The organism is Lentzea sp. CA-135723, from assembly GCF_050936595.1.
Classification (GTDB): Bacteria; Actinomycetota; Actinomycetes; order Mycobacteriales; family Pseudonocardiaceae; genus Lentzea.
Genome location: NZ_JBNJMK010000001.1, coordinates 5,192,686 through 5,215,697, shown reverse-complemented (window position 1 = coordinate 5,215,697; position 23,012 = coordinate 5,192,686). Strand labels below are relative to the sequence as shown.

The 23,012-nt window shown below is 69.7% G+C and carries 26 protein-coding genes; 10 read left to right on the top strand and 16 right to left on the bottom strand.

Annotated elements, in window-relative coordinates:
- Window positions 1-188 precede the first annotated feature (188 nt).
- A complete protein-coding gene (locus ACQEU1_RS23750) occupies window positions 189-980 on the top strand; it encodes a TrmH family RNA methyltransferase (protein WP_433205623.1) in 792 nt (263 codons plus the stop codon).
- A 7-nt stretch (window positions 981-987) separates the two neighbouring features.
- Here ACQEU1_RS23750 and ACQEU1_RS23745 read toward each other — a convergent pair whose 3' ends face one another.
- The 3 genes from ACQEU1_RS23745 to ACQEU1_RS23735 form a co-directional block, all read right to left on the bottom strand.
- Entirely contained in the window at window positions 988-1,599 is a 612-nt protein-coding gene (locus ACQEU1_RS23745; protein ID WP_433205620.1) for a DUF2537 domain-containing protein, read from the bottom strand.
- Window positions 1,600-2,169: 570 nt separating this feature from the next.
- The gene (locus ACQEU1_RS23740) at window positions 2,170-4,011 is read right to left on the bottom strand and encodes an ABC transporter ATP-binding protein (RefSeq protein ID WP_433205617.1); all 1,842 of its coding nucleotides are present in this window, start codon (window positions 4,009-4,011) and stop codon (window positions 2,170-2,172) included.
- Window positions 4,008-5,747: an ABC transporter ATP-binding protein gene (locus ACQEU1_RS23735; RefSeq protein ID WP_433205614.1), complete on the bottom strand. Its 1,740-nt coding sequence runs from the start codon at window positions 5,745-5,747 to the stop codon at window positions 4,008-4,010. The genes ACQEU1_RS23740 and ACQEU1_RS23735 overlap by 4 nt, the downstream gene beginning before the upstream one ends.
- A gap of 157 nt (window positions 5,748-5,904) precedes the next feature.
- Between ACQEU1_RS23735 and ACQEU1_RS23730 the strand changes: the two genes are divergently transcribed.
- Window positions 5,905-6,129 (top strand): hypothetical protein, encoded by a 225-nt coding sequence (locus tag ACQEU1_RS23730; protein WP_382442508.1) that lies wholly within the window; start codon window positions 5,905-5,907, stop codon window positions 6,127-6,129.
- Here the strand turns inward: ACQEU1_RS23730 and ACQEU1_RS23725 are convergent.
- The 8 genes from ACQEU1_RS23725 to ACQEU1_RS23690 all read right to left on the bottom strand — a co-directional run bounded on the left by ACQEU1_RS23725 (window position 6,116) and on the right by ACQEU1_RS23690 (window position 11,059).
- Window positions 6,116-6,538 carry a hypothetical protein gene (locus ACQEU1_RS23725; protein WP_433205611.1) on the bottom strand — a complete coding sequence of 141 codons (423 nt, stop codon included), beginning with the start codon at window positions 6,536-6,538 and terminating at the stop codon, window positions 6,116-6,118. The genes ACQEU1_RS23730 and ACQEU1_RS23725 overlap by 14 nt on opposite strands.
- 45 nt (window positions 6,539-6,583) lie before the next feature.
- Entirely contained in the window at window positions 6,584-6,982 is a 399-nt protein-coding gene (locus ACQEU1_RS23720; protein ID WP_433205608.1) for a hypothetical protein, read from the bottom strand.
- Window positions 6,976-7,386, bottom strand: a complete 411-nt coding sequence (locus ACQEU1_RS23715) for a hypothetical protein (protein WP_433205605.1) — start codon at window positions 7,384-7,386, stop codon at window positions 6,976-6,978. Before ACQEU1_RS23715 ends, ACQEU1_RS23720 begins: the two co-directional genes overlap by 7 nt.
- A 42-nt stretch (window positions 7,387-7,428) precedes the next feature.
- On the bottom strand, window positions 7,429-7,839 hold the full coding sequence (locus ACQEU1_RS23710; RefSeq protein WP_433205602.1) for a hypothetical protein: 411 nt from the start codon (window positions 7,837-7,839) through the stop codon (window positions 7,429-7,431).
- The gene (locus ACQEU1_RS23705) at window positions 7,836-8,198 is read right to left on the bottom strand and encodes a hypothetical protein (RefSeq protein ID WP_433205599.1); all 363 of its coding nucleotides are present in this window, start codon (window positions 8,196-8,198) and stop codon (window positions 7,836-7,838) included. Before ACQEU1_RS23705 ends, ACQEU1_RS23710 begins: the two co-directional genes overlap by 4 nt.
- Before the next feature lie 16 nt (window positions 8,199-8,214).
- Window positions 8,215-9,147, bottom strand: a complete 933-nt coding sequence (gene sepH, locus ACQEU1_RS23700; RefSeq protein WP_433205596.1) for a septation protein SepH — start codon at window positions 9,145-9,147, stop codon at window positions 8,215-8,217.
- A 101-nt stretch (window positions 9,148-9,248) separates the two neighbouring features.
- A complete protein-coding gene (locus tag ACQEU1_RS23695; RefSeq protein WP_433205593.1) occupies window positions 9,249-10,403 on the bottom strand; it encodes a sensor histidine kinase in 1,155 nt (384 codons plus the stop codon).
- Entirely contained in the window at window positions 10,400-11,059 is a 660-nt protein-coding gene (locus ACQEU1_RS23690) for a response regulator transcription factor (protein ID WP_433205590.1), read from the bottom strand. Before ACQEU1_RS23690 ends, ACQEU1_RS23695 begins: the two co-directional genes overlap by 4 nt.
- Window positions 11,060-11,148: 89 nt before the next feature.
- Here ACQEU1_RS23690 and ACQEU1_RS23685 point away from each other — a divergent pair, with 89 nt between their 5' ends.
- Genes ACQEU1_RS23685 through ACQEU1_RS23670 form a run of 4 tightly spaced genes read left to right on the top strand, consistent with a single transcriptional unit; the run spans window position 11,149 to window position 14,496 of the window.
- On the top strand, window positions 11,149-11,658 hold the full coding sequence (locus ACQEU1_RS23685; RefSeq protein WP_433205587.1) for a hypothetical protein: 510 nt from the start codon (window positions 11,149-11,151) through the stop codon (window positions 11,656-11,658).
- Between the two features lie 8 nt (window positions 11,659-11,666).
- Window positions 11,667-12,707 (top strand): peptidoglycan-binding protein, encoded by a 1,041-nt coding sequence (locus ACQEU1_RS23680; RefSeq protein ID WP_433205584.1) that lies wholly within the window; start codon window positions 11,667-11,669, stop codon window positions 12,705-12,707.
- On the top strand, window positions 12,704-13,354 hold the full coding sequence (locus ACQEU1_RS23675; protein ID WP_433205581.1) for an ABC transporter ATP-binding protein: 651 nt from the start codon (window positions 12,704-12,706) through the stop codon (window positions 13,352-13,354). Before ACQEU1_RS23680 ends, ACQEU1_RS23675 begins: the two co-directional genes overlap by 4 nt.
- Window positions 13,351-14,496 (top strand): ABC transporter permease, encoded by a 1,146-nt coding sequence (locus ACQEU1_RS23670; protein WP_433205578.1) that lies wholly within the window; start codon window positions 13,351-13,353, stop codon window positions 14,494-14,496. The genes ACQEU1_RS23675 and ACQEU1_RS23670 overlap by 4 nt, the downstream gene beginning before the upstream one ends.
- A 64-nt stretch (window positions 14,497-14,560) precedes the next feature.
- Here the strand turns inward: ACQEU1_RS23670 and serC are convergent, their stop codons facing one another.
- From serC to ACQEU1_RS23645, 5 genes are all read right to left on the bottom strand, one after another.
- Window positions 14,561-15,688: a phosphoserine transaminase gene (serC, locus tag ACQEU1_RS23665; protein WP_433205575.1), complete on the bottom strand. Its 1,128-nt coding sequence runs from the start codon at window positions 15,686-15,688 to the stop codon at window positions 14,561-14,563.
- Window positions 15,689-16,067: 379 nt separating this feature from the next.
- The gene (locus ACQEU1_RS23660; RefSeq protein WP_433205572.1) at window positions 16,068-16,670 is read right to left on the bottom strand and encodes a response regulator transcription factor; all 603 of its coding nucleotides are present in this window, start codon (window positions 16,668-16,670) and stop codon (window positions 16,068-16,070) included.
- Entirely contained in the window at window positions 16,667-17,722 is a 1,056-nt protein-coding gene (locus tag ACQEU1_RS23655) for a sensor histidine kinase (protein ID WP_433205569.1), read from the bottom strand. The genes ACQEU1_RS23660 and ACQEU1_RS23655 overlap by 4 nt, the downstream gene beginning before the upstream one ends.
- Window positions 17,701-18,516 (bottom strand): ABC transporter permease, encoded by an 816-nt coding sequence (locus ACQEU1_RS23650; protein ID WP_433205566.1) that lies wholly within the window; start codon window positions 18,514-18,516, stop codon window positions 17,701-17,703. The genes ACQEU1_RS23655 and ACQEU1_RS23650 overlap by 22 nt, the downstream gene beginning before the upstream one ends.
- Window positions 18,513-19,337, bottom strand: coding sequence for an ABC transporter ATP-binding protein (locus ACQEU1_RS23645; protein WP_433205563.1), 825 nt, complete (start codon window positions 19,335-19,337; stop codon window positions 18,513-18,515). Before ACQEU1_RS23645 ends, ACQEU1_RS23650 begins: the two co-directional genes overlap by 4 nt.
- Window positions 19,338-19,481: 144 nt before the next feature.
- Between ACQEU1_RS23645 and ACQEU1_RS23640 the strand changes: the two genes are divergently transcribed.
- Genes ACQEU1_RS23640 through ureG form a run of 4 tightly spaced genes read left to right on the top strand, consistent with a single transcriptional unit; the run spans window position 19,482 to window position 22,993 of the window.
- Window positions 19,482-20,081 carry an urease subunit gamma gene (locus ACQEU1_RS23640; RefSeq protein ID WP_433205560.1) on the top strand — a complete coding sequence of 200 codons (600 nt, stop codon included), beginning with the start codon at window positions 19,482-19,484 and terminating at the stop codon, window positions 20,079-20,081.
- Window positions 20,078-21,760 (top strand): urease subunit alpha, encoded by a 1,683-nt coding sequence (locus ACQEU1_RS23635; protein WP_433205557.1) that lies wholly within the window; start codon window positions 20,078-20,080, stop codon window positions 21,758-21,760. Before ACQEU1_RS23640 ends, ACQEU1_RS23635 begins: the two co-directional genes overlap by 4 nt.
- On the top strand, window positions 21,757-22,368 hold the full coding sequence (locus ACQEU1_RS23630) for an urease accessory protein UreF (protein ID WP_433211703.1): 612 nt from the start codon (window positions 21,757-21,759) through the stop codon (window positions 22,366-22,368). Before ACQEU1_RS23635 ends, ACQEU1_RS23630 begins: the two co-directional genes overlap by 4 nt.
- Window positions 22,331-22,993: an urease accessory protein UreG gene (ureG, locus tag ACQEU1_RS23625; protein ID WP_433205554.1), complete on the top strand. Its 663-nt coding sequence runs from the start codon at window positions 22,331-22,333 to the stop codon at window positions 22,991-22,993. Before ACQEU1_RS23630 ends, ureG begins: the two co-directional genes overlap by 38 nt.
- The last annotated feature ends 19 nt before the right edge of the window (window positions 22,994-23,012 follow it).

Below are 23,012 nucleotides of genomic sequence, written 5' to 3'. Positions count from 1 at the left end.
GCCGGTGGGCGCGGGCCAGGCGGAACGACCAACGTGACACAGCCGAAACCTCCTTTACATCGCCCAAATCGGTGCTCTCTGTCACGTCGGGGTAACAACCAGCGATCATCCGCTGGTCGGGCGTGTGCGGTTCCGCCCTCCGGACTACCTCGCCTGTTCCACCTCGGCCCGGATGCGAAACTTCCGGCGTGGCAGACGTGATCGAGATCAACGACCCGGCCGACCCCCGGCTGGACGACTTCCGCGACCTCTCGACGGCCGACCGCAGGCCGGACCGCCCAGGCGGGCGGGGCCTCGTCATCGCCGAGGGCGTGGTCGTCGTGGAACGTCTGCTGGCGTCGCCGTACCCGGTGCGCGGGCTGCTCGGGGTACGACGCAGAATCGAGGCTCTGGACCTTTCTGACCTGGACGTTCCCGCCTACGTGACCTCCGCAGAGGTTATGGCGTCGGTCGTAGGTTTCCACTTGAACCGGGGTGTACTGGCCGCTGCCGACCGAGCCCCGGCCGTCGACTTCGACGCGTTGGTGTCCGGCGCTCAACGGCTCGCGGTCCTGGAGGGCGTGGGCGACCACGAGAACCTCGGATCGATCTTCCGCAACGCCGCCGCACTGGGCGTCGACGGCGTGGTTCTGGGCCCCGGCTGCAGCGATCCGCTCTACCGGCGCAGCGTGCGCGTCTCGATGGGCCACGTGCTGCGCGTGCCGTTCGCTACCACGGATGAGTGGCCCGCGGCGCTGAACCTGTTGCGGCAAAAGGGTTACACCATTGCCGCTCTCACGCCTCGGCCCTCGGCCCTGCACCTCGCCGACGCGGGCCTGCGCGGCCGCCGCGTGGCCGTGCTGCTGGGCTCCGAGGGGCCGGGCCTGAGCGAGGAGGCGATCGCCGCCGCCGACCTGGCGGTGCGCATTCCGATGTCGTCCGGGGTGGATTCGCTGAACGTGGCGACGGCCGGCGCAGTCGCGTTCTACGCGTTGCTGTGAAGGCTTTCTAGAGCAGCGTGAGGATCAGCGCGAGCCAGGCGACCAGAACCCCCGTCACGACGCCGTAAGCGACCCAGCGCCACACCGGCACCCGACGGCCGAGCCAGACGCTCGGCGCCAGGCCACCGACCACCAGGACGTTCGCGACCAGCGCCAGCCAGCTGCTCGTCTCGCCCAGGCCCAGGGAGAGCGACACCACCGTCACCGTGACGATGGCCGCCGTGATGAGGCTGACCGTCAGGCCCGTGCCCCACGGGGTGGGCTCGGGCGCGTCGTCCGGTACCGGCTGCGCGGCTTCGGTTTCCGGCGCCGCCGCCGGCTGGTCGGGCGCGTCGACGCTCACGAGCTCGCCGCTCACCGGGTCGGTGTAGCTGACCTGGGAGTTCATCACCGTGGCGATCCTGATGGCCAGCTGCTTGCCGCGGCGGGCCACCAGGGCGTTCGCGACGCCGTCCTGCGGGGTCTCGGTGCGGGTGACCGCGTCGGCCACCTTCGCCCACTCGTGGAGGGCTTCGGCCAGGTCGGCGCCCAGCGGCAGGCTGTGCGGGTCGACCTCGCGTTCGCCGGACTCGTCTTCGCCGGCGAGCACGGCGCGGCCGTCCCGGACTCGCAACTCCACTGGGCCCTCCTCGGTCTGGAGCTTTCGTGCCAGAACCTATCGGATGGGGGTGGGGCGGGTCGGCACCGAAGACCGGGAGTCGGGAGACCTGGGGCCAAGAGCGTGACGAGCCAAGAGCCAAGAGCATGACGAGCGTGGTTCAGTCATCGCCGCTGACGCGTCGACAGAGGTTGGGGCTTGACTTCGGGGCCCTTGCGAGGCGCTGGTCGGACCGGAAAAGGCCGGGCTGAAAAGCGCCCGGCCGAGCCACAAGTGGTAGCACCTCGCACCCAAAGTCAAGCCCCAACCTCAAGCGTGCGTGGCTGAGTTGCGCAGGAACGTCACCACACCGCTTTCACGGCGCGGAGAGGTAAGGACGCCTCGCCTTCGGCATTGCGCTCGGGTCTTGGGTGGGCTCGGCTGTGCTTGCGCTCGGACGGGCTCGCCTTCGCGCCCACCCGAGCCATCCTCGACCCGGCTCGCCTCACGCCGCCGTCTTGCCGCGCCCGTACCGCTCGCCCTCGCGGCCCTCGGTGAGCGTGAGGTCGCGTTCGCGCCAGATCCCCATTGGCGCGAACGCGACCTGCCGGCCTAGGCGAGCGAGTCGCGCCAGGCCGTGTGCAAGGCCGCGAAGCGGCCCCGCTCACCGATCAGCTCCGCTGGGGAGCCGTCTTCCACCACAATGCCACCATCCAGCACCAGCACGCGGTCCGCGATCAGGACCGTCGACAGGCGGTGGGCGATGATGAACGCCGTCCGGTCCGCCAGCACCGTTTCCAGTGCCGCCTGGACCGCGCGTTCGGTGGGCACGTCCAAGGACGATGTTGCCTCATCGAGGACCAGTACGGCTGGGTCTGCGAGGAATGCGCGGGCGAATGCGACCATTTGGCGTTGGCCCGCGGAGAGGCGGCCGCCTCGTTTGCGGACGTCCGTGTCGTAGCCGTCGGGCAGGGCGCTGATGAAGCCGTGGGCGCCCACCTCGGTCGCCGCCGCCTCGATCTCCGCGCGGGTGGCGGCAGGGCGGCCCAGGGCGATGTTGTCCGCCACCGAGCCGGAGAACAGGAAGTTCTCCTGGGTGACCATCACGACCGCTCGGCGCAGGTCGGTGTCGGCCACGGAACGCAGGTCCGTGCCGTCCAGCTGGACCGAACCCGTTGACGGGTCGTAGAAGCGGGCCACGAGCTTCGCGACCGTCGTCTTGCCCGCCCCGGTGGCGCCCACCAGCGCCACGGTCTGGCCCGCCGGGACGTCCAGGGAGAAGCGGGGGAGCACCAGGCGGGTGGTGCCGGGGTACTGGAACTCCACGTCGGTGAAGCGGACCGCGCCCCTGGCCTCGCCCAGCGGCACCGGCGACGTGGGTTCGGGGACCGAGGGCTTCTCCTCGAGGACGCCCGAGATCTTCTCCAGGGCCGCGGTGGCCGAGGAGTACGAGTTGGCGAACATCGCCAGTTCGTCGAACGGGTCGTAGAAGCGGCGGATGTAGACCGTGAACGCCGTCAGCACGCCCAGTTCGAGCGAGCCGTTCGCCACCCGGTAGGCGCCCCAGGCGAGGATCACGGCCAGCGAGACGTTGCCGATGGCCCTGACCGTCGAGACGAACATCGCCATGACGCCCAGTGCGTCGGTGTTGGCGTCGCGGAACTGGCCGTTGAAGCCCCTCATGATCTGTTCGTTGCGGGGCTGGCGGCGGAACGCCTGCACGGCGCGGATGCCGTTCATCGACTCGACGAACTGCACGATGATCTTGGCGATGGCACCGCGCGTGCCCCGGTAGGCGTCCATCGAGCGGCGGCGGAACCAGCGCCAGATGAAGTAGATCGGGATGAAGCCCGCGATCACGACCAACGCCAGCGGCACGTCCAGGTACAGCAGGATGATCGCGATGCCGGTCACCGACAGCGCCGCGTTGAACAGGCTGTCGAGGCCCTCCTCCAGCAGGTCCTGCAACGAGTCGACGTCGCTCGTCAGGCGGGCGATGACCTTGCCCGACGTGTACGACTCGTGGAAGCCCACGGACAGGCCCTGCGAGTGGCGGAAGATGCGGCCGCGCAGGTCCAGCAGGACGTCCTGGCCGACCCGGCCGGAGATCCGCAGGAACGCCCAGCGCAGGAACGTCATCAGCACGGCCGAGACCGCGTAGCCGATCACGCACCACACCAGGGTCGACGCGCTGCCGCCGATCGCCGACGGGATGCCGTTGTCGATCGCGACGGCGATCAGCAGCGGACCGGCCAGCGCGGCCAGGTTGCCGCAGACCACCGCGGCGATCGCCAGTGCCGTCAGGCCGAGGTGCGGGCGCAGCAACGACCCCAGCAGTCGCCGCGACCGGGCCTGCAGGCGCAGGCCCGTCGAGTGCGAGAGCTCCTCGATCTCCTCGGCGGCGACGCCGCGCCACTCCTCTTCCGCCGCGACGGGTGCGGTCACCTCGCTCACGACGCCACCTCCTCTTCGACCAGCTCGTCGTCCAGGCTGGACAGCAGGTGCCGGTATTCCTCGTTGGTGTCCAACAACTCCCGGTGCGAACCGACCGCGGCGATCCTGCCGTCGACCAGCAGCGCCACGCGGTCCGCGAGCTGCACCGTCGACGAGCGGTGCGCCACGACCAGCGCCGTGGTCTCGCTCAGCACGCGGCGCAGCGCGGCCTCCACCTCGGCCTCGGTGTGCACGTCCAGCGCCGACAGCGGGTCGTCCAGCACCAGCACGGCCGGCTTGCCGACGACCGCGCGGGCGAGCGCCAGCCGTTGCCGCTGACCACCGGACAGCGACAGGCCCTGCTCGCCGATGCGGGTCGCGAGACCCCACGGGAGCGCTTCCACGAACTCCTCGGCCTTCGCCACCCGCAACGCCTCGCGCACGGCCGCCTCGGTCACGTCCGGCACGCCCAGGCCGACGTTCTCGGTCACGGAGGCCGAGAACAGCACGGGTTCCTCGAACGCCGTGCCCACGACGGTCCGCAGGTCCTCCAGCGACAGGTCCCGCACGTCCACGCCGTCGATCGTGATCCGCCCGCCCGTCACGTCCGCGAGCCGGGGCACCAGCGCGGTCAGCGTCGTCTTGCCGGAACCCGTCGCGCCGACCAGCGCGACCGTCTCGCCGGGACGCAGGTCGAGGTCGACGCCCGCCAGCACCTCGCGGCCGTCCTCGAACGCGAACCGCACGCCCTCGAACCGCACGTGCCCGCGCAACGGCTTGGGCAGCGGCACGGGCGAGGCGGGATCGGTGATCGTGACGGGGGAGTCGATGACCTCCCAGTAGCGCTCCAGCGCCGACGCGGCCTGGTTCGTCTCCGCCAGCAGCCAGCCGATGGAGTCGATCGGCCACCTCAGGTAGGCGCTCACCGCGACGGCCGCGACCAGCGTGCCGACCGTCATCCAGCCCTGCACGATGCCGATCGCGCCGACGCCGAGCATGCCCGCGATGGACAGTTCGGGCAGGACGATCAGCACCGACCACAGCGCGGCCAGGATCGAGATCTTGTTCAGCTCCGTCGACCGCAGGTCACGCGCCTGCGCCAGGAACCGCTTCGACAGCTCGGGCCCGCGCCCGAACGCCTTCAGCACCCGGATGCCGAGCACCGACTCCTCGACCGTCGTGGTCAGGTCACCCGCCTGGTCCTGCGCCTTGCGCGCCACGAGCTTGAACTTCGCCTCGAAGAAGTACGAGATGACGATCAACGGCAGCGCGCCGCACAACGACACGATGAACAGCCACGGCGAAAGCGACGCGATGATGCCCATCCCGATCACGATCACCAGGCTGTTGACGATCAGGAACACCACGGCGAACGCCACGAACCGCCGCACAGTCGTGAGGTCGTTCGTGGCGCGCGAGAGCAGCTGACCCGACTGCCAGCGGTCGTGAAACGCGACCGGCAGCCGTTGCAGGTGCTTGTAGAGGTCGAACCGCATCCGCGCCTCGACCTCGGCGGCGGGCCGCGCCACGACCTTGCGCCGGATGTAGAACAGCAGCGCCTCACCGACGCCGAGCGCGAGCACGCCCGCGATCAGCCACGGCAGCGGACCGGTCTCCTTGTGCTGAATAGGACCGTCGACGATGCGCTGCGTGAGCAGCGGGATGCCGAGACCGCACAGCATCGCGAGCATCGTCGCCGACAGCACGACAGTCATCCGTGCGCGGTGCGGCCGCACGTACGGCCACAACCTCCGCAAGGTCTGAATTGTCGAGTTACGTTGATCGCTCACGCGATGAGCCCCCTCCAGGTCCCCTCCAAAGTACGAAGGAGGACCGACACTCAGCATCCGGTTTTTCTCCCCACCGGAGCCTGCTGTCTCGACTTAGGTCGAGGTCAAGGGCACGATGACCACCATGACGCGGTTTCTGCGAACCGAGCAGACCATGGCGTTTCCACACGGACGGCTCATCGCGTCACGCGATGGAGCGAACTTCGTGCTCGCCCCCGACGGCTGGGACCACCTGGCGGGCCCGCGGCCGCGGCACGCGATGCTCGTGTCCCGCGAGGACGCCGAGGACTGGTGCGAACGAGAGGGCTGGGACCTGAACCTGCTCGACGAGGTGCCTACGACCTCTTGAACGTGACCAGCCCGACGAGTCCGTAGGCGACGGCCGCGAGCAACGCCTCGGCGTGGTGCCTGTTGGCGAACCACCCGATGACGGGTTCGTGCACCTTGAAGTAGAGCCCGATGCCCAGCACGATCGGCCCGAGCAGGATGATCGGCCACACCGGCCGCACCCCGAAGACCCACAGGACCGGCCCGGCCAGCACCAGCGACGACACCAGCGCCAGCGGCAACCCGATCAGCACGAGCAGCAGGAACGTCGACATCGACGTGCTGTCGAGCCACGACTTGAGGAAGCCCGACTCGTAGGCCCACGTCCACCCGAGCACCAGCCCGGCGCCGACGGCCATCGACAGCACGACCCGGAAGAGAAGCCGGCGTCCCGTCCTACCCGTCTTGCCTGCGGTGCTCTGCTCCGTCACGCCGTCCACCGTAACCAGCGCCCGCCACGAGAGCCAAGGGCTCGGTCACAGGCCGTTGCGCCCGAACCCGGTGAGCACGCCGGCCAGCGCGAACGACGCCGAGGGCACGAGGGCCAGCCCGACCACCCCGGTGAGCGTGCCGAAGAACGTGAACACGAGCACCAGCCCGATGCCCGGCGCCACCACCGACAACGGCCTCGGCTGCCCGCGCAGCCGCAACAACCACACGTGCAGCAACGCCGTCCCGGCCAGCCCGCCCAGCAGCACGACCGGGATCAACCACAACCCGTACTCGGCGTAGTCGCCGACGAGGCACCGCTCGTCCGACCACGGCCGCGGCTTCTCGAACCCGCAGAACCCGATGACCAGCCCGAAACCGGCGAGACCGGTAGCCAGCAACCCCACGAGCCCGGCGATCGCACCGGTGACCGCACGCGTCAGCATCGCCGCGCCCGACCGGCACCCGCCGTGGCGACCGCATAGGCGACGCAGGGCACGACCACCGCCGCGGCCGCGAGGAAGAGGCGCCGGTCCTCCGGGTAGATCTCCAGGTGGCTGATCTCGACCCAGACGACCGCCACGACCAGCACGAGCCAGAGCCCGCTGCCGATCCCGGTCGCGAGCCACCCGCGCTCCTGTCGTCCGATCCGGAACCCGCCCAGGACCAGGGCGGCCGCGACGGCCATCCAGAGCGCGAACACCGGCGGGTAGACCAGAGGCAGCCCGGCACCGCACCCGGTGCGGCCGGGACTCGAGTAGCAGTACCGGGAGAAGCCGTCGAGCGTCAGCCAGAACCCGGTGCCGGCGACGGCTCCGGCGACCGCCCCCACGACAGTGCGCAAGACCATGCGCCCACAGCTACCCGATCAAGGGCTGCCCGGAGCGAGCCTTCACGGACCCTCCACAACACCTTCACCGCGGGCACGAGTCACCACGGCCGCCAAGGCGTAACCGCACGCGGTCCCGAACGCCACCACGAGGCTTCCGCTCCACTCCGGCAGCTGGACCTGCACGAACCGCAGCCCGAACGAACTGAGGATCACCAGCAGCACCGCCCCCGCCGTCCCCAGCGCGGCGGTCCGTCCCGCGCCAGCGAACCGCACGAGCCGCAGCAGCCCCCACCCCACGAGACCCCAGACGACCACGAGCGCCGGCAGCACGATGAACAAGGCGAAGAGCGCGCACCCGATACCGCTCTCCGAGCAGGGAAGGTTCCCGGCGGGCTCGACCGAAGCGAACCAGCCTGCCCCGCACAACGCTCCGGCGGCAGCCGCGACCCACACCCGGAAGCGGTCGATCACGGCGATTCGCGGCGGGCCTCGGCCGATCCCGTCAGCACCGCGATCAACGCGTACAGCGCCGCGAACACCGCGAACGACAGGAAGGTCATCCCCAGCAACAACACCATCGCGACCACCGCCATGAGGGTCGCGGGCACGGCCACCAGCCACGCCCGCGACACCTTCAGCGATCGCAGTCCCAGAGCACCCACGACCGACCCCGCCACGGCGAAGATCGGTATCGAGGTCACGAAGGCCCCGAGACAGCCCCACTCGTCCTTCGAGCAGACCGTTCCCGAGGCGAGGAGCTCGAACATTCCCCACCAGGCCAGGCCGAGGAGTGCACCCACTCCGGCAGCCAGCGCGACACGACGTCCCACGGCGTCAGCTTCTCACTCAGCGGTTCGACCGCACGCCCAGTAAAACGTCTTCCCACGACGGCACGATGGGGTGGTTCTTCTTCCCCCGCTTCGGAGGAGGGTCCTTGCGGACCGGCTTCTCCGCGGCGGGCTCCTGCTCCTTCACCGGGGGCGGCGGCGGAGCAGGGGCGGGCTCGGGTTCCGGCGTCTTCTCCTGGACCGGCTTCTCGGCCACGACGGGAGCAGGTGCCGCCACGGGGGCGGGCGCCTGCGCCGGGACCTGGACCGGCTCCTCGGCAACGGGGATCGGGGGCAGGACCGGAGTCGCCTCCAGGGCCTGCCGCGCCAGCTGCGTCACCGGCCGCACCGTGCGCAGCGTGCGGTTCGGGTTCGGGTCCATCAGGTCCACGGCCGCGTCGTCGAGCGCCGTGACCGTGCCGCCCTGCGCACCGGGGTGGAACGCCCAGTGCGCGCGGTTGTCCGAGCGCCCCGTCTTCCAGTGCAGCTGCACGATCCAGCGGCCGTCGTCGCCCTTCCACGAGTCCCACTTGGTGTCGGACAGGTCGTGTCCGCGCAGGCCGAACGAGTGCGCGACGACCTCGCCGAGCGTCTGCACGTCCGGACCGTCCTCACGGACCGGGTGCGCGCGCTGCGCGAGGTCCGCGGTGCGCGAACGCTCCAGCAGGACCGGGTAGGCGAAGCGCTCGATGCGGTGCGTCGGCATCCCGGACGCGGCGGCGACCTGGTCGATCGACTCGCCGGCACGGATGCGCGCCTGGATCTCGCGCGGCCGCATCTGGGCCTCGCCGGACTCGATCTGCATCTGGCCGAGGCGCGCGAGGTCACCTCGCAGGGCCGCTCGAAGACGCTCGTCCGCGGGGAGCGTGAAGCGCTCGCCGCGGTTTTCGGGGTCTTCGAGGATGACGGACTTACCGTCCTCGTCGAGCCCGATGACTCGCAGCGCTCGCATCGTGGCCTCCCTGAATTCGCACCTCGCCAGCAGACAACGTTAGGACAACGAGCGGTCCACGAGTGGGAGGCTCGCCGATATCTCTACGTGATCTTGCCAGTTCACGAGGCCTGTCGCACGCCCGTTTCCGGAAGGTTCACCTGGACCACCAGCCCGCCTCCCCCGTTCGGACGAGCCTTCGCGGAGCCCTGATGAGCGCGCGCGACGGACTGCACGATCGACAGCCCGAGGCCCGATCCGGCGGTTCCGGTGCGATCGCGGAGACGTCGAAAGGGTTCGAACAAGCCGGGTACTGCCTGGGCAGGCACGGTGGGACCGGTGTTGGAAACGATCAACTCTTGATCAAGTTCTACTGTCACCGTTCCGCCAGGTTCGTTGTAGAGAACCGCGTTGCGCAACAGGTTGCCGACGAGCTGGGCAAGTAAGACCGGATCACCGTCCACCAGATACCTGCGAGTCCGAACCTCAAACGTGACCTTTTTCTCCGAGGCCAACGCGCGACACGACTCCACTTCGTCCTCGACGACCTCGTCCAGCCACACGAGCTCACGCGTGGCGAGCCCCCGGTCACTGCGAGCGAGCAGCAACAGCCCGTCGATGAGCTTCTCGCTTCGCTCGTTCGTGTCGAGCAGGTGCGCTCCGAGACGGCGGATCTCGTCGGTCGCGTCCGGCGAGGCCACCGCCACCTCGATCAAGGTCCGCTGCACGGCCAGCGGCGTGCGCAGCTCGTGCGAGGCGTTCGCGACGAACCGCTTCTGGCTGTCGAACGACGACGCGAGCCGGTCGAGCATGCCGTCGAAGGTGTCCGCGAGCTCCTTCAGCTCGTCCGGCGGCCCGTCCAGCTCGATCCGCTGGTCCAGGCGCTCGGCCTCGAGCCGGTGCGCGGTCGAGGTGATCGAGTGCAACGGCTCCAGCACCCGCCCGGCCACGACCCAGCCGAGCCAGACCGCGAACACCGCCGCCACCAGCAACGCGGTGATCGACCCCCACAGGACCGTGCTCATCACCTCGCTCTTGGCCTCCGCACCGGACACCACCAGCGTGTCGCTCGGCAGCTCACTGGCCGGAACAGCGGAGAAATCCGTGTAGGCCGGGTACATCTCCAGCTCGGCGGACGGGAGCGCCCGCGAGACGGCGATGCCCGCGTCCACCGGAGCGAACGACGCGAGCAGCCAGTAGTTGAGGCCGATCAGCGCGACGCCCGCGATCAGGAACACCCCCGCGTACCAGGCCGTCAGCCTGGTCCTGAGCTTCACGACCCGAACCGGTAGCCGGCGCCGGGCACGGTCTGGATGACCTGCGGCGCGCCCAGCTTGCGGCGCAGCGTCATCACCGCCACCCGCACGGCGTTCGTGAACGGGTCCGCGTGCTCGTCCCAGGCCTTCTCCAGCAGCTCCTCGGGACTCACCACGGTGCCCTCCGCCCGCATCAGCACCTCCAGCACGGCGAACTCCTTGGGGGACAGCGGCAGGAACGTCCCGTCGCGGGACGCCTGGTGGCGCGGCAGGTCGAGCGTCACGCCCGCGCGTTCGAGCACCGGCGGCAAGGCCGGACGAGCCCGCCGGCCCAGCGCCTGCACGCGGGCCACGAGCTCGGCGAACGCGAACGGCTTGGTCAGGTAGTCGTCGGCGCCGAGCCCGAGCCCGGCCACCCTGTCGTCCACCTCGGCCGCCGCCGTCAGCATCAGCACCCGCGCCTCGCCGCCGGTCGCGTGCACCGCCTTGCACACCTCGTCACCGTGCACGAGGGGCAGGTCGCGGTCGAGCACCACGACGTCGTACGCGTGCACCCCGACGCGTTCCAACGCCGCCTCGCCGTCGTAGCAGACGTCGACCGCCATCGAGAACCTGCGCAGTCCCTCGGCGATCGTGTCCGCGAGCAGCTGTTCGTCCTCGACCACCAGCACACGCATGACGCCCATTTTCCGCGCGGAGGGCATAAGCGCCGGATAAGGGCTTTCGCTTAACGCGGTCGAATGAGCGCCTCCGTAGACCTGTCCCCATGAAATCCACCATCGCAGTGCTGCTGGGCCTGCTGCTGGCGCTCACCGCCTGCGGGTCGAAGGACCAGGCGGCGGACGCCAAGAAGGACGAAAAAGGCGACATGCTCGCGTTCGCCAAGTGCATGCGGGAGAACGGCGTGAACATGCCGGACCCCAAGGAGGACGGCAGCGGCGGCATCATGATCGAGGCCATGCCCGCGGACGGCGGCGGCGAGGGCGGCGCCCCGGACATGGACAAGATGAACGCGGCCAACGAGGCCTGCAAGAAGCACCTGCCCAACGGCGGCGAGTTCAAGCCGCCGTCGCCGGAGGAGCAGGACAAGATGCGTCAGCAGGCGAAGTGCATGCGGGACAAGGGACACGACTGGCCCGACCCGAACTTCGACGGCGGCGCCGGCAGCACCTCAGAGGCGATCCAGCTGCCCGACATGTCCGACGACAAGGTCAAGCAGGACATGAAGGACTGCGGCATGGGCGAGGGCATGGTCGCGGTGAGGCCCGCAGGATGAAGCGCCGCGTGAATCGGAAGATCATCGTCGCGGCCCTCGTCGCCGCCGTCGTGCTCGGCACCGGCGGGGTCGTGGTCCTCACCAGGATCGCGTCCAACCAGGCGAGCGCCGCCCCGTTGCAGAACGACCCGGCCAAGACCGCGGCCGTGAAGAAGACCGACCTCGCCGACCAGCAGTCCGTCACCGGCCAGCTCGGCTTCGGCGCGGAACGAGCGCTGGCCAGCCGGAAAAGCGGCACCGTCACCGCGCTGCCCAAGCAGGGCGACGTCATCGAGCGGGGTAGACCGGTGTTCCACTCGGACGCCAAGCCGGTGCCGCTGTTCTACGCCGACATGCCGCTCTACCGCGACCTCGAAGCGGGCATGTCGAACGGACCGGACGTCAAGGTGGTGGAGGAGAACCTGGCCGCTCTGGGGTTCAAGGACTTCGGCACCCCCGACGAGAAGTTCACCTCCTACACCGCCTCGGCGCTGAAGAAGTGGCAGAAGTCCCTGGGCCTCGAACAGACCGGCAAGCTCGGCGTCGGCGACGTGATCGTCCAAAGTGGAGCGATCCGCGTCTCGTCGCTGACCGCCCAGCTCGGCGCGCCCGCCGGCGGCGACCTGATGAAGGTCACCGGCACCGAACGCGCGGTGACCGTCGAACTGGAGCAGTCCAAGCAGCGCCTCGCCAAGCAGGGCGAGAAGGTCGAGCTGTCGATCTCCGGCGGCAAGCCCGCCACCGGCACCATCACCGGCATCTCCCGCACCACCGGCGACCCGAACCAGGGCTCCAAGCCGAAGATCGTGCTGACGATCTCCGTCGACGACCCCAAGGCCGCCGAGGGCGTCGAGAGCGGCAACGTCACCGCGCTCTTCACCGTGGCGAAGAAGCAGAACGTGCTGGCCGTGCCGATCGGCGCGCTGCTGGCGTTGAACGAGGGCGGCTACGGAGTGGTGGCGGAGGACGGGAAGACCATCCCGGTCACCGTCGGCATCTTCGCCAAGGGCCAGGTCGAGGTGCAGGGCGAAGGCCTGCGCGAGGGCATGAAGGTGGTGACCACCGAGTGATCACCGTCGACCACGCGAGCAGAACGTATCCCGGTGGCGTGCAGGCGTTGCGCGACGTCTCCCTGACCGTCGGGGGCGGGGAGATGCTCGCGATCGTGGGACCGTCCGGCTCGGGGAAGTCGACGCTGCTGCACCTGATGGGCACGCTCGACAAGCCGACCGCGGGCAAGGTCGAGATCGACGGCAACGACATCTCCACCATGTCCGACAACGCCCTGTCGGCCCTGCGCGCCCGCACGATCGGGTTCGTGTTCCAGCAGTTCTTCCTGACCGACGGGCTGTCCGCGATCGAGAACGTGGCCGCGGGCCTCGTCTACGCGGGTGTGCCCCGATCGAAGCGGCGCGCGCTCGCGATGTCCGCCCTGGACCGGGTGGGCCTGATCCACCGCGCACTGCACAAGCCGCACGAGCTGTCCGGCGGCGAACGCCAGCGCGTGGCGATCGCTCGTGCCGTGGTGAACTCGCCGGGCATCCTGCTCGCCGACGAGCCGACCGGGAACCTGGACACGAAGAACGGCGCCGGGGTGCTGGAGCTGCTGGAAAGCCTCAACTCCGACGGCACCACGATCGTGATGATCACGCACGACCGGGACATCGCGGCGTGGGCGCCCCGCCGCGTCGAGGTCCGCGACGGGGTGATCGTGTGATCGACCTGCTGCGCCTCGGGTTCTTCGGCATGAAGACCCGCCCGATCCGGGCGATCCTCTCGGCGCTGGGCATCGCGATCGGCATCGCCGCCGTGGTCGCCGTCGTCGGCATTCCCGCCTCCAGCGCGGCGGCGTTGCAGGAGAAGATGTCCAAGCTGGGCACCAACCTCCTGACCGCGGCGCCCGGCCAGGACTTCTTCGGCCAGGACGCGAAGCTGCCGGAGACCGCCGTGCCGATGGCCAAGCGGATCGGGGCGGTGTCGGCGGCCAGCGCCACCGGCAAGCTCAACGCGAGCGTCCGCAAGAACGACCTCGTGCCGTCCAGCGACACGCTCGGCCTGCAGGTGCAGGCCGCCGAGCATGACCTGCTGAAGGTGCTGAACGCCGAGGTCCGCGCCGGCCGGTGGTTGTCTCCGGGGGAGAAGTCGGTGGTGCTCGGGGGCACCGCGGCGGCACGGCTCGGGATCGACAAGCCCGGTGTGCAGCTGTGGATCGACGGGCAGTGGTTCACCGTCGTCGGCATCCTCGGTCCGCTGCCGCTCTCGCCGGAGATCGACAGGTCGGCGCTGGTCGGCTGGGAGGCGGCGAAGGAGGCGTTCGGGTTCGAGGGCAACGCGAACACGGTCTACGTGCGCACGTCGCCGGACCAGGTGGACAACGTCCGCGACCTGCTCGGCCCGACGCTGAACCCGCAGAAGTCCAACGAGGTCAAGGTTTCCCGGCCGTCTGAGGCGCTGGAGGCGCAGCAGCTGGCCGAGAGTTCCTACAACGCGCTGTTCCTGGGTTTGGGCGGGGTCGCGTTGTTGGTGGGTGGCGTCGGCGTGGCGAACACGATGGTGATCTCGGTGCTGGAACGCCGCCGCGAGATCGGTCTGCGGCGGGCGCTCGGGGCGACCCGGCGGCAGATCAGGTGGCAGTTCCTGACCGAGTCGGTGCTGCTGTCGGGCCTGGGCGGGCTGGTCGGCGTGATCGTGGGAATCGCGGTCACGGCCGGATATTCGATCAGTCAGCAATGGCCTGCGGCACTGCCGTGGCCGGCCCTGCTCGGGGGAGTGGGCTCGGCGATCCTCATCGGCGCCATCGCCGGCGTCTATCCCGCGGTGCGGGCGGCGCGTCAGTCGCCCACGGAAGCACTTGCCTGAAAAGCCCTGGGGCGCACCGAGAACTGCATTCGGTGCGCCCCAGGTCGCTGCTTTCTCGGCTGCGTCAGAGCTGGCCGACGACCCAGTCGATCGCCTGCGTGAGGATCGTGACGTCGTTCGGCTCGATGGCCGGGAACATCGCGACGCGCAGCTGGTTCTTGCCGAGCTTGCGGTACGGCTCGACGTCCACGACGCCGTTGGCGCGCAACACCTTCGCCACCGTGGCGGCGTCGACGTCGTCGGAGAAGTTGATCGTGCCGACGACCTGCGAGCGGTCAGCGGCCTTCTCGACGTACGGCGTGGTGTACGCGGTCTTCTCGGCCCAGGAGTACAGGCGGTCGCTGCTGTCCTTGGTGCGCGCGACCGACCAGTCGAGGCCGCCGTTGCCGTTGATCCAGTCGATCTGGTGCGCCAGCAGGAAGAGCGTGGCGACCGACGGCGTGTTGTACGTCTGGTCCTTGGTGGAGTTGTCGAGCGCGGTCGGCAGCGACAGGAACTCCGGCACCCAGCGGTCCTTGAGCTCGTCGACGCGCTGCAGCGCCGCGGGCGACATGAGCGCGAGCCACAGACCACCGTCGGACGCGAACGACTTCTGCGGCGCGAAGTAGTAGACGTCGAAGTCCTCGGCCTTGACCGGCAGACCACCCGCACCCGACGTGGCGTCGATCGCGATGAGCGCATCGCCGGAACCCTCGATGCGCGTCACCGGCATCGCGACACCGGTCGACGTCTCGTTCTGCGCCCACCCGACCAGGTCGGCGCCCTCGGCGTGGAACAGCTCCGGCGCCGTACCCGGCTCGGCCTTGGTGACCAGCGAGTCCTTCAGGAACGGCGCGGTCTGCGTGACCTTCGCGAACTTGGACGAGAACTCGCCGTTCGTGAAGTGCTGGGCCGTCTCGCGCACGAGCCCGAAGCTGGCCGCGTCCCAGAACGCCGTGGTGCCACCGTTGCCGAGCACGACCTCGTACCCGTCCGGCAGCTGGAACAGCTCGCGCAGACCGGACCGCACGCGGCCGACGAGGTTCTTGACGGGCTTCTGCCGGTGCGAGGTGCCGAGCAGCGCCGCACCCTCGGACGCGAGGGCCGCGACGGCCTCGGGACGCACCTTGGACGGTCCACAGCCGAAGCGGCCGTCAGACGGCTTGAGCTCGGCGGGAAGCACCAACGAGGTCGGATCGGCGGTCTGGGTCATGTGGTCACGCCTCCGGGGCGATTGACGAGCTTCAGGGACCTGACCGGCGCCGTTGCCGGAGTTCACAGTGTTGCAGGCCGGTGTACCGAAGGTGACAACCGGGTGTCCTGGGTCACTCCCGGCCCGCTCGACCGCGGCTACAGCGGTGCTGTGCGGCTGGACACCTCTGAATGCGCGGCGTTGTTCCGGGAGTTCCGCCGATCGGCAGGTTGCGCACGGTCAATTTGACGCTGCGTTGGTAGCGTGCGGGTTGAGTCCAGCTCTGGCTGATTTCACGAGCAGAGTCGAAAACAGATTGTTGCGCTGTTTCCGGGTGCTCCATCGGCGGTACGCGAACGGCCGCATCCAATTCACCTTTGTGCACCAGCTCACTGGTGCGTTACTGCAGCATGCCGCGATCCATCGCCGTGGTGACCGCCGCGGTCCGGTCGGACACGCCCAGTTTGTTGAACACCCGCAACAAGTGCGTCTTCACCGTCGCCTCGGAAATGAACAGACTCCGCCCGATCTCAACATTGGACATGCCTTTGGCGACCAGTTTCAGCACCTCGGCCTCGCGCGCCGACAACGGCGGCGTCCGCACCTGCCCCACCACCTTCGCCACCATCGACGGAGCCAGCACGGTCTCCCCGCGAGCAGCCGCCCGAATGGCAGCGATCAGGTCCTCGGTGGTCGAGTCCTTCAACAGGTACCCGGACGCCCCGGCCTCAACGGCGCGCAGGATGTCCGAGTCCGTCTCGTAGGTCGTCAGCACCAGCACGCGCGGCCCGGTTCCGACGATCCGGGCGGTCGCGGCCACACCGTCCATTTCGGGCATCCGCAGGTCCATCAGCACGACGTCCGGTTTCAACAAGGCGGCCGCGGCGATCGCCTCCTGGCCCGAGCCCGCGTCCCCGACGACCTCGAGATCGTCGCCCACGAGCATCCCGCGCAGGCCCTGACGCACCACGGGGTGGTCGTCCACCAGCAGAATCCTGATCACAGCGGTACCTCCACCAGCACTGACGCCCCGTCGTCGGACGACAACGAGAGCGTCCCACCCACCTGTTCCAGCCGCGCACGCATGCCCCGCAGGCCGAAGCCCTCTGGTGCGTCGCCGAAGCCGCGGCCGTCGTCGCGCACCTCCAGCGAGATGCCGTCGGCGTCGAACCTCATCGTCACGTCCACGCGGGACGCCCTCGAGTGCCGCGCCACGTTGTTCAGCGCCTCCTGCACGGTTCGCAGCAGCACCACCTCGACCGACGTGGCCAGCGGCACAGCGTCTCCGATCACCCGGAACGACGACGGCAACGCTGCCCCGGAGACCAAGCGCCGCAACGCGTCCTCCAGTGACGAACCGTCCAAAGGCGACGGTGCGTTGGCGGCCACCAGGGCGCGGGCCTCGCGGAGGTTCTCGCGTGCGGTCTGCAGCGCCAGGTCCACGTTCGGCTGTGCGCCCTGCAGCAGCGTGATGATCGAGGTGAAGCCCTGGGCGAGCGTGTCGTGGATCTCGGCCGCCCAGCGGGCCCGTTCGGCCTCCAGGGTCAGCGCCTCGATCTTGTCGAGCAGTTCCGCGCGTTGCCTGCTCTGGTCGGACATGCGGCCGATGGCCCAGCCGAACGCCTGCGAGAAGCCCGCGATCAGCATCGCCGCCGGCCACTCCAGCGCGGGTACGGCGCCGGCGAACCAGGTCAGCACCTGCGGCGTGAAGACGAAGACGACCATCGGCACGAACGCCCACGCGACCGGCAGCACCATGTAGATCTGCGGGACCAGGCCGAACAGGGCGAACGTCGCGTTGCCGCTGAACCACACCGCCGGCGCGAAGGTGGCCAGGGAGCCCGCCGCGTAGACGAAGCCGCGCCAGTCGTCCTGGCTGCGGCGGACGAGCTTCATGCCGTAGAGCAGGAACCACAAGGCGTTCAGGCACAACAGCCCCGCCGCCGAGAGCCGGTCGGCGAGGGTGTTGTTGTCGATCAGGATCAGCACGAGCGCGGTGACCTGGGTGACCGCGAACAGCACGTACCAGGTGATCAGCGACTGGTGTTGCTCCACCTGAAAGTCCTGCTGACGAGAACCAGGCCCACGATCGTCCACGCGCCCAGCACCAGCGCGATCCTGCCGAGCTCCCATGATCCCGCCGCCTCCATGACCGCGTAGTCGTCGTTCAGTGCGAACACCGAGCGGAAACCCTGGCACACCCACTTGAGCGGGAAGATCGACCCCACCGTGCGCAGGGAGTCGGGCAGCGCCGACTGCATGATGAACACACCGCTGAGGAACTGCAGCACGATGTACGGCAGGTTCAGCACACCGGCGGCGTTGCGGGTGGACTTCGCGATCGAGCTCAGCGCCACGCCGATGAGCGAGCACGAGATCACGCCGAGCACGAACACCCAGCCGAACGTGAACCACTTGTCCAAGCTCGTCGGCAGCTCGACGTCGAAGCGCAGGATGCCGACGACCAGCAGCAGCACGGCCTCGAAGAGGCTCGACACGAAGACCAGGACGATCTTGCCGAGGAAGTAGGACGAGAACGGCATCGGCGTGCCGCGCAGGCGCTTCAGCGTGCCGTCCTCGCGGTCGGCCACGACGCTCATGCCGAGCCCGACGAACGACGTCGAGATGATGCCGGCGCCGATCATGCTGGCCGCGAACATCTGCGCGGCGGCGGGTTCCTTCACGTACACGGTGCCGAGCAGCAGCATTAAGAGTGCCGGCAACGAGATCGTGAAGATGAGATTTTCCTTCTGCCGGAAGAACTCCCGCAGTTCGGTGCCGCCCCGTGCGAAGCCCAGCGCCACAGCGGAAGGGAGAGCGGAGGCCTTGGACAGCGTTGCGGTGGTCACTTGATCAGCTCCAGGTAGATGTCTTCCAGCGACGGGCGGGTGACGGTGAGCTCGGCCAGTTCGCCGTGCCGCGAGAGGTCGGCGATCACCTTGGTGGGCTCGGAGGTGAGGACCTCCTGGTAGCCCGAGTCGGACAGCCAGCGGACCGTGGCCTCGGCGTGGGCGCGGCCGCCCAGCGTCTGCGGCGTGCCCTCGGCGACGATGACGCCGCCGGCGAGCACGGCGACGCGGTCGGCGAGCGCCTCCGCCTCGTCGAGGTAGTGCGTGGTCAGCAGGATCGTGGTGCCCTCGGCGGCGAGCAGCTTGATGAGGCCCCAGAACTGGCGCCGCGCCTCGGGGTCGAACCCGGTCGTCGGTTCGTCCAGGAACACGAGCTCGGGGCGTCCGATGATGCCGAGCGCCACGTCGAGCCGGCGCCGCTGACCGCCGGAGAGCGTGCCGGCGCGGGACTTCGCCTTCTCGGTGAGCCCGACGAGGTCGATGACCTCCTCCGGGTCGCGCGGGTTCCCGTAGTACCTCGCGTAGTGCTGCACGGCTTCGCGGACGGACAGCGTCGCGGCGTCGGTCGCGCTCTGCAGGACGATGCCGAGCTTCGACCGCCACTCGCGGCCGCCCTTGGCCGGGTCGACGCCGAGCACGCTGACCTCGCCCGCGTCCCGGTCGCGGTGCCCCTCCATGATCTCGACGCTGGTGGTCTTGCCGGCGCCGTTCGGGCCGAGCACCGCGAAGACCTCCCCGCGGGCGACGTCGAGGTCCACCCCTGCCACCGCCTGGTGGTCCTTGTAGGCCTTCCGCAGGCCCCTCACTCGGATCGCGTTCATGTCGTAAATCCTGCGTTTTCGAGGGGGCTCCGCGGGACGACCGCAACGCTGACCCCGGCTGTCAACCGGTCGGTGGACACGCGGTCGTGTTTCGGCCGTGTTTCCACTCCGCGATAGCGCGCTTTCGCGTGTTAGAACAGGCCGGTGCATCTGACGCCGCATGAACGCGACAAGCTCCTCGTGCACGTCGCCGCCGACGTGGCGCGCCGCCGGCTCGAACGCGGGGTGCTGCTCAACTACCCGGAGGCCGTCGCGTTGATCACCGACCACGTGCTGGAGGGCGCGCGGGACGGACGGACGGTCAGCGAGCTCATGGAGAGCGGACGCGCGGTGCTCGCTCCCGAGCAGGTCATGCGCGGCGTGCCGGAGATGATCGACTCGGTGCAGGCGGAGGCGACGTTCCCGGACGGCACCAAGCTCGTCACCGTCCACCACCCGATCGCGCCGTCCGCGGGGCCCGCGCCGGGGGAGGTGGTCGTCGGCGCCGAACCGGTCGAGCTCAACCCCGGACGGCCGCGGGTGACGCTGGTCGTCGTCAACGTCGCGGACCGGCCCGTGCAGGTCGGATCGCACTTCCACTTCGCCTCGGTGAACACGGGGCTGTCGTTCGACCGGGAAGCCGCGTTCGGGTACCGGCTCGACATCGCGGCGGGGACGGCCGTGCGGTTCGAGCCGGGCGTGGAACGCGAGGTCACGCTGGTTCCGTTGGCAGGACTGCGCATCGTGCGGGGGTTGCGGCGATGATCGATCGTGAGCGGTACGCGGAACTGCTGGGGCCGACGGTCGGCGACCGGATCCGGCTCGCCGACACCGACCTGTTCATCGAGGTCACCGAGGACCGCTCGCGCGGCGCCGGCTCCGGCGACGAGGTGATCTTCGGCGGCGGCAAGGTCGTCCGCGAGTCGATGGGGCAGGGGATCGCGACCCGTGCCGAGGGCGCTCCCGACCTGGTCATCACGGGCGCGGTGATCCTCGACCACTGGGGTGTGGTCAAGGCCGACGTCGGCGTGCGGGACGGGCGGGTCGTCGGCATCGGCAAGGCGGGCAACCCGGACACGATGGACGGGGTCGACCCCGCGCTGGTGATCGGGCCGTCCACGGAGATCCTGTCCGGCAACGGGAAGATCCTGACGGCAGGCGGCATCGACTGCCACGTGCACTTCATCTGCCCGCAGATCGTCGACGAGGCGCTGGCGTCCGGGCTGACGACGTTGATCGGCGGCGGCACCGGCCCTGCCGAGGGCACCAAGGCCACGACGGTCACGCCCGGCGCCTGGTACCTCGACCGGATGCTGACGTCGATGGACCACATGCCGGTCAACGTCCTGTTGCTGGGCAAGGGGAACACGGTCTCGCTGGAGGGCTTGCGCGAGCAGCTCGCCGGCGGCGCCGGCGGGTTCAAGCTGCACGAGGACTGGGGCACGACGCCCGCGGCGATCGACGCGTGCCTGCGGGTGGCCGACGAGTCCGGGGTGCAGGTCGCGATCCACACGGACACGTTGAACGAGGCCGGGTTCCTGGAATCCACTGTGGACGCCATCGGTGGCAGGTCGATCAACGCCTACCACTCCGAGGGCGCCGGTGGCGGGCACGCGCCGGACATCATCCGCGTGGTGTCGCTGCCGAACGTGCTGCCGTCGTCGACGAACCCGACGCGCCCGCACACCGTGAACACGCTGGAAGAGCACCTCGACATGCTGATGGTGTGCCACCACCTCAACCCGTCGGTGCCGGAGGACCTCGCCTTCGCGGAGTCGCGGATCCGGCCCACGACCATCGCGGCCGAGGACCTGCTGCACGACCTGGGCGCGATCTCGATGATCTCCTCGGACTCGCAGGCGATGGGACGCGTCGGCGAGGTGATCATCCGGACCTGGCAGACCGCGCACGTGATGTCGTCGCGTCGGAGCTTGGACGCCAACCTGCGGGCGCAGCGGTACGTCGCCAAGTACACGATCAACCCTGCTGTGGCGCACGGGATCGCCTCCGAGGTCGGGTCGGTGGAGGTCGGCAAGCTCGCCGACCTGGTGTTGTGGGAGCCCAAGTTCTTCGGGGTGCGGCCGTCGGTGGTGCTGAAGGGCGGGTTCATCGCCTGGGGGCAGATGGGCGACGCGAACGCGTCGATCCCGACGCCGCAACCGGTGTGGGCGCGGCCGATGTTCGGCGCGACGGCCGGTGCCGCCTCGTCGGTGTTCTTCGTTTCGCCAGAAGCGGTCGAGGCCGGGATCGGGTCGCGGTACGCGCGCCGGGTCTTGCCGGTGGAGTCGACCCGGGCTGTGTCGAAGGCCGACATGGTGCTGAACTCCGCCATGCCCGACGTCCAGGTCGACCCGGACAGCTTCGCGGTGCACGTCGACGGCGACCTGGTGGAGCCGTCACCGGTGGCGGAACTGCCGATGGCGCAACGGTACTTCCTGTTCTGATGCTGACCGCGCTGATCCTCTCCGACTCCCGGTTCCCCGGCGGCGGGCACGTGCACTCCGGCGGGCTGGAGGAGGCCGCCGCGCGCGGGCTGGTCGTCGACGAGCCGTCGCTGCGGTCGTTCCTGCACGGGCGGCTGGCCGGGGCCGGGTTGCTGGCGGCGGGGTTCGCCGCGGCGGCCGCCCGCGGTGAGGACCTTGACGTGCTGGACGCCGAGTTGGACGCCCGGACGCCCTCGCCTGCTCAGCGGGAGGCCTCGCGGGCGCAGGGACGCGGGATGTTGCGGGCGGCTCGGCGGGCCTGGCCCTCCGCGCGGCTGGACGCGCTGTCTGCTGCCCCGCACCAGCCGTTGGTGATCGGGGTGCTGGTCGGTGATGCGTTCGAGGCGGCGCTGACCTGCGCTTATCTGGCGGTGAGCGGTCCGGCCTCCGCGGCGGTGCGGCTGCTGGGGCTCGATCCGTTCGGCGTCAACGCGATCGTGGCCGGGCTGCCGGTCGAGGACGTGGCTTCGCGCGCCTGCGCCGCGTTGCCCGCTTTGGGTTCGCCTGCCTTGGATCTGCTGGCCGAGGCACATGTTCGACGTGAAGGGGTGCGTCTCTTTGGGAGCTAACCACGGACCCGATCCGCACGGGCACCACCACGGGGTCGCGCCGCGCATCGGCATCGGCGGTCCGGTCGGCAGCGGCAAGACCGCGCTGACCGCGGCTCTGTGCCGCGCGCTGGGGTCGCAGCTGTCGCTCGCGGTCGTGACGAACGACATCTACACGACCGAGGACGCGGACTTCCTGCGCCGGGCCGGGGTGCTGGACCCGTCGCGGATCGAGGCGGTGCAGACCGGCTGCTGCCCGCACACGGCGATCCGCGACGACATCACGGCGAACCTGGACGCGGTGGAGCGGTTGGAGCACCGGTTCGAGGGGCTTGATCTGGTGATCATCGAAAGCGGCGGGGACAACCTGACGGCGGTGTTCTCGCGCGGCCTGGTCGACCGGCAGATCTTCGTCGTGGACGTCGCGGGTGGCGACAAGGTGCCGCGCAAGGGCGGGCCGGGCGTGACGACCGCGGACCTGTTGGTGATCAACAAGATCGACCTGGCGCCGTACGTCGGCGCGGACATGGACGTGATGGTCTCCGACGCGCACCGGATGCGCGGGTCGCTGCCCGTCATCGCGCAGTCGCTGGTGGAGACGCCGGACGCGCCCGAGGTCGCGAAGTGGGTGCTGGCGGGGCTGTGAAGGCGTTCTCGGTGAAGGC

Excerpts from the sequence above, each read along its gene's own strand:
- ACQEU1_RS23635 (WP_433205557.1), top strand. The coding sequence starts at position 20,078 with ATGATCGATCGTGAGCGGTACGCGGAACTGCTGGGGCCGACGGTCGGC.
- serC (WP_433205575.1), bottom strand. The coding sequence starts at position 15,688 with ATGACCCAGACCGCCGATCCGACCTCGTTGGTGCTTCCCGCCGAGCTC.
- ACQEU1_RS23715 (WP_433205605.1), bottom strand. The coding sequence starts at position 7,386 with ATGGTCTTGCGCACTGTCGTGGGGGCGGTCGCCGGAGCCGTCGCCGGC.
- ACQEU1_RS23685 (WP_433205587.1), top strand. The coding sequence starts at position 11,149 with ATGAAATCCACCATCGCAGTGCTGCTGGGCCTGCTGCTGGCGCTCACC.
- ACQEU1_RS23645 (WP_433205563.1), bottom strand. The coding sequence starts at position 19,337 with ATGAACGCGATCCGAGTGAGGGGCCTGCGGAAGGCCTACAAGGACCAC.
- ACQEU1_RS23690 (WP_433205590.1), bottom strand. The coding sequence starts at position 11,059 with ATGCGTGTGCTGGTGGTCGAGGACGAACAGCTGCTCGCGGACACGATC.
- ACQEU1_RS23730 (WP_382442508.1), top strand. The coding sequence starts at position 5,905 with ATGACGCGGTTTCTGCGAACCGAGCAGACCATGGCGTTTCCACACGGA.
- ureG (WP_433205554.1), top strand. The coding sequence starts at position 22,331 with ATGTTCGACGTGAAGGGGTGCGTCTCTTTGGGAGCTAACCACGGACCC.
- ACQEU1_RS23720 (WP_433205608.1), bottom strand. The coding sequence starts at position 6,982 with ATGCTGACGCGTGCGGTCACCGGTGCGATCGCCGGGCTCGTGGGGTTG.
- sepH (WP_433205596.1), bottom strand. The coding sequence starts at position 9,147 with ATGCGAGCGCTGCGAGTCATCGGGCTCGACGAGGACGGTAAGTCCGTC.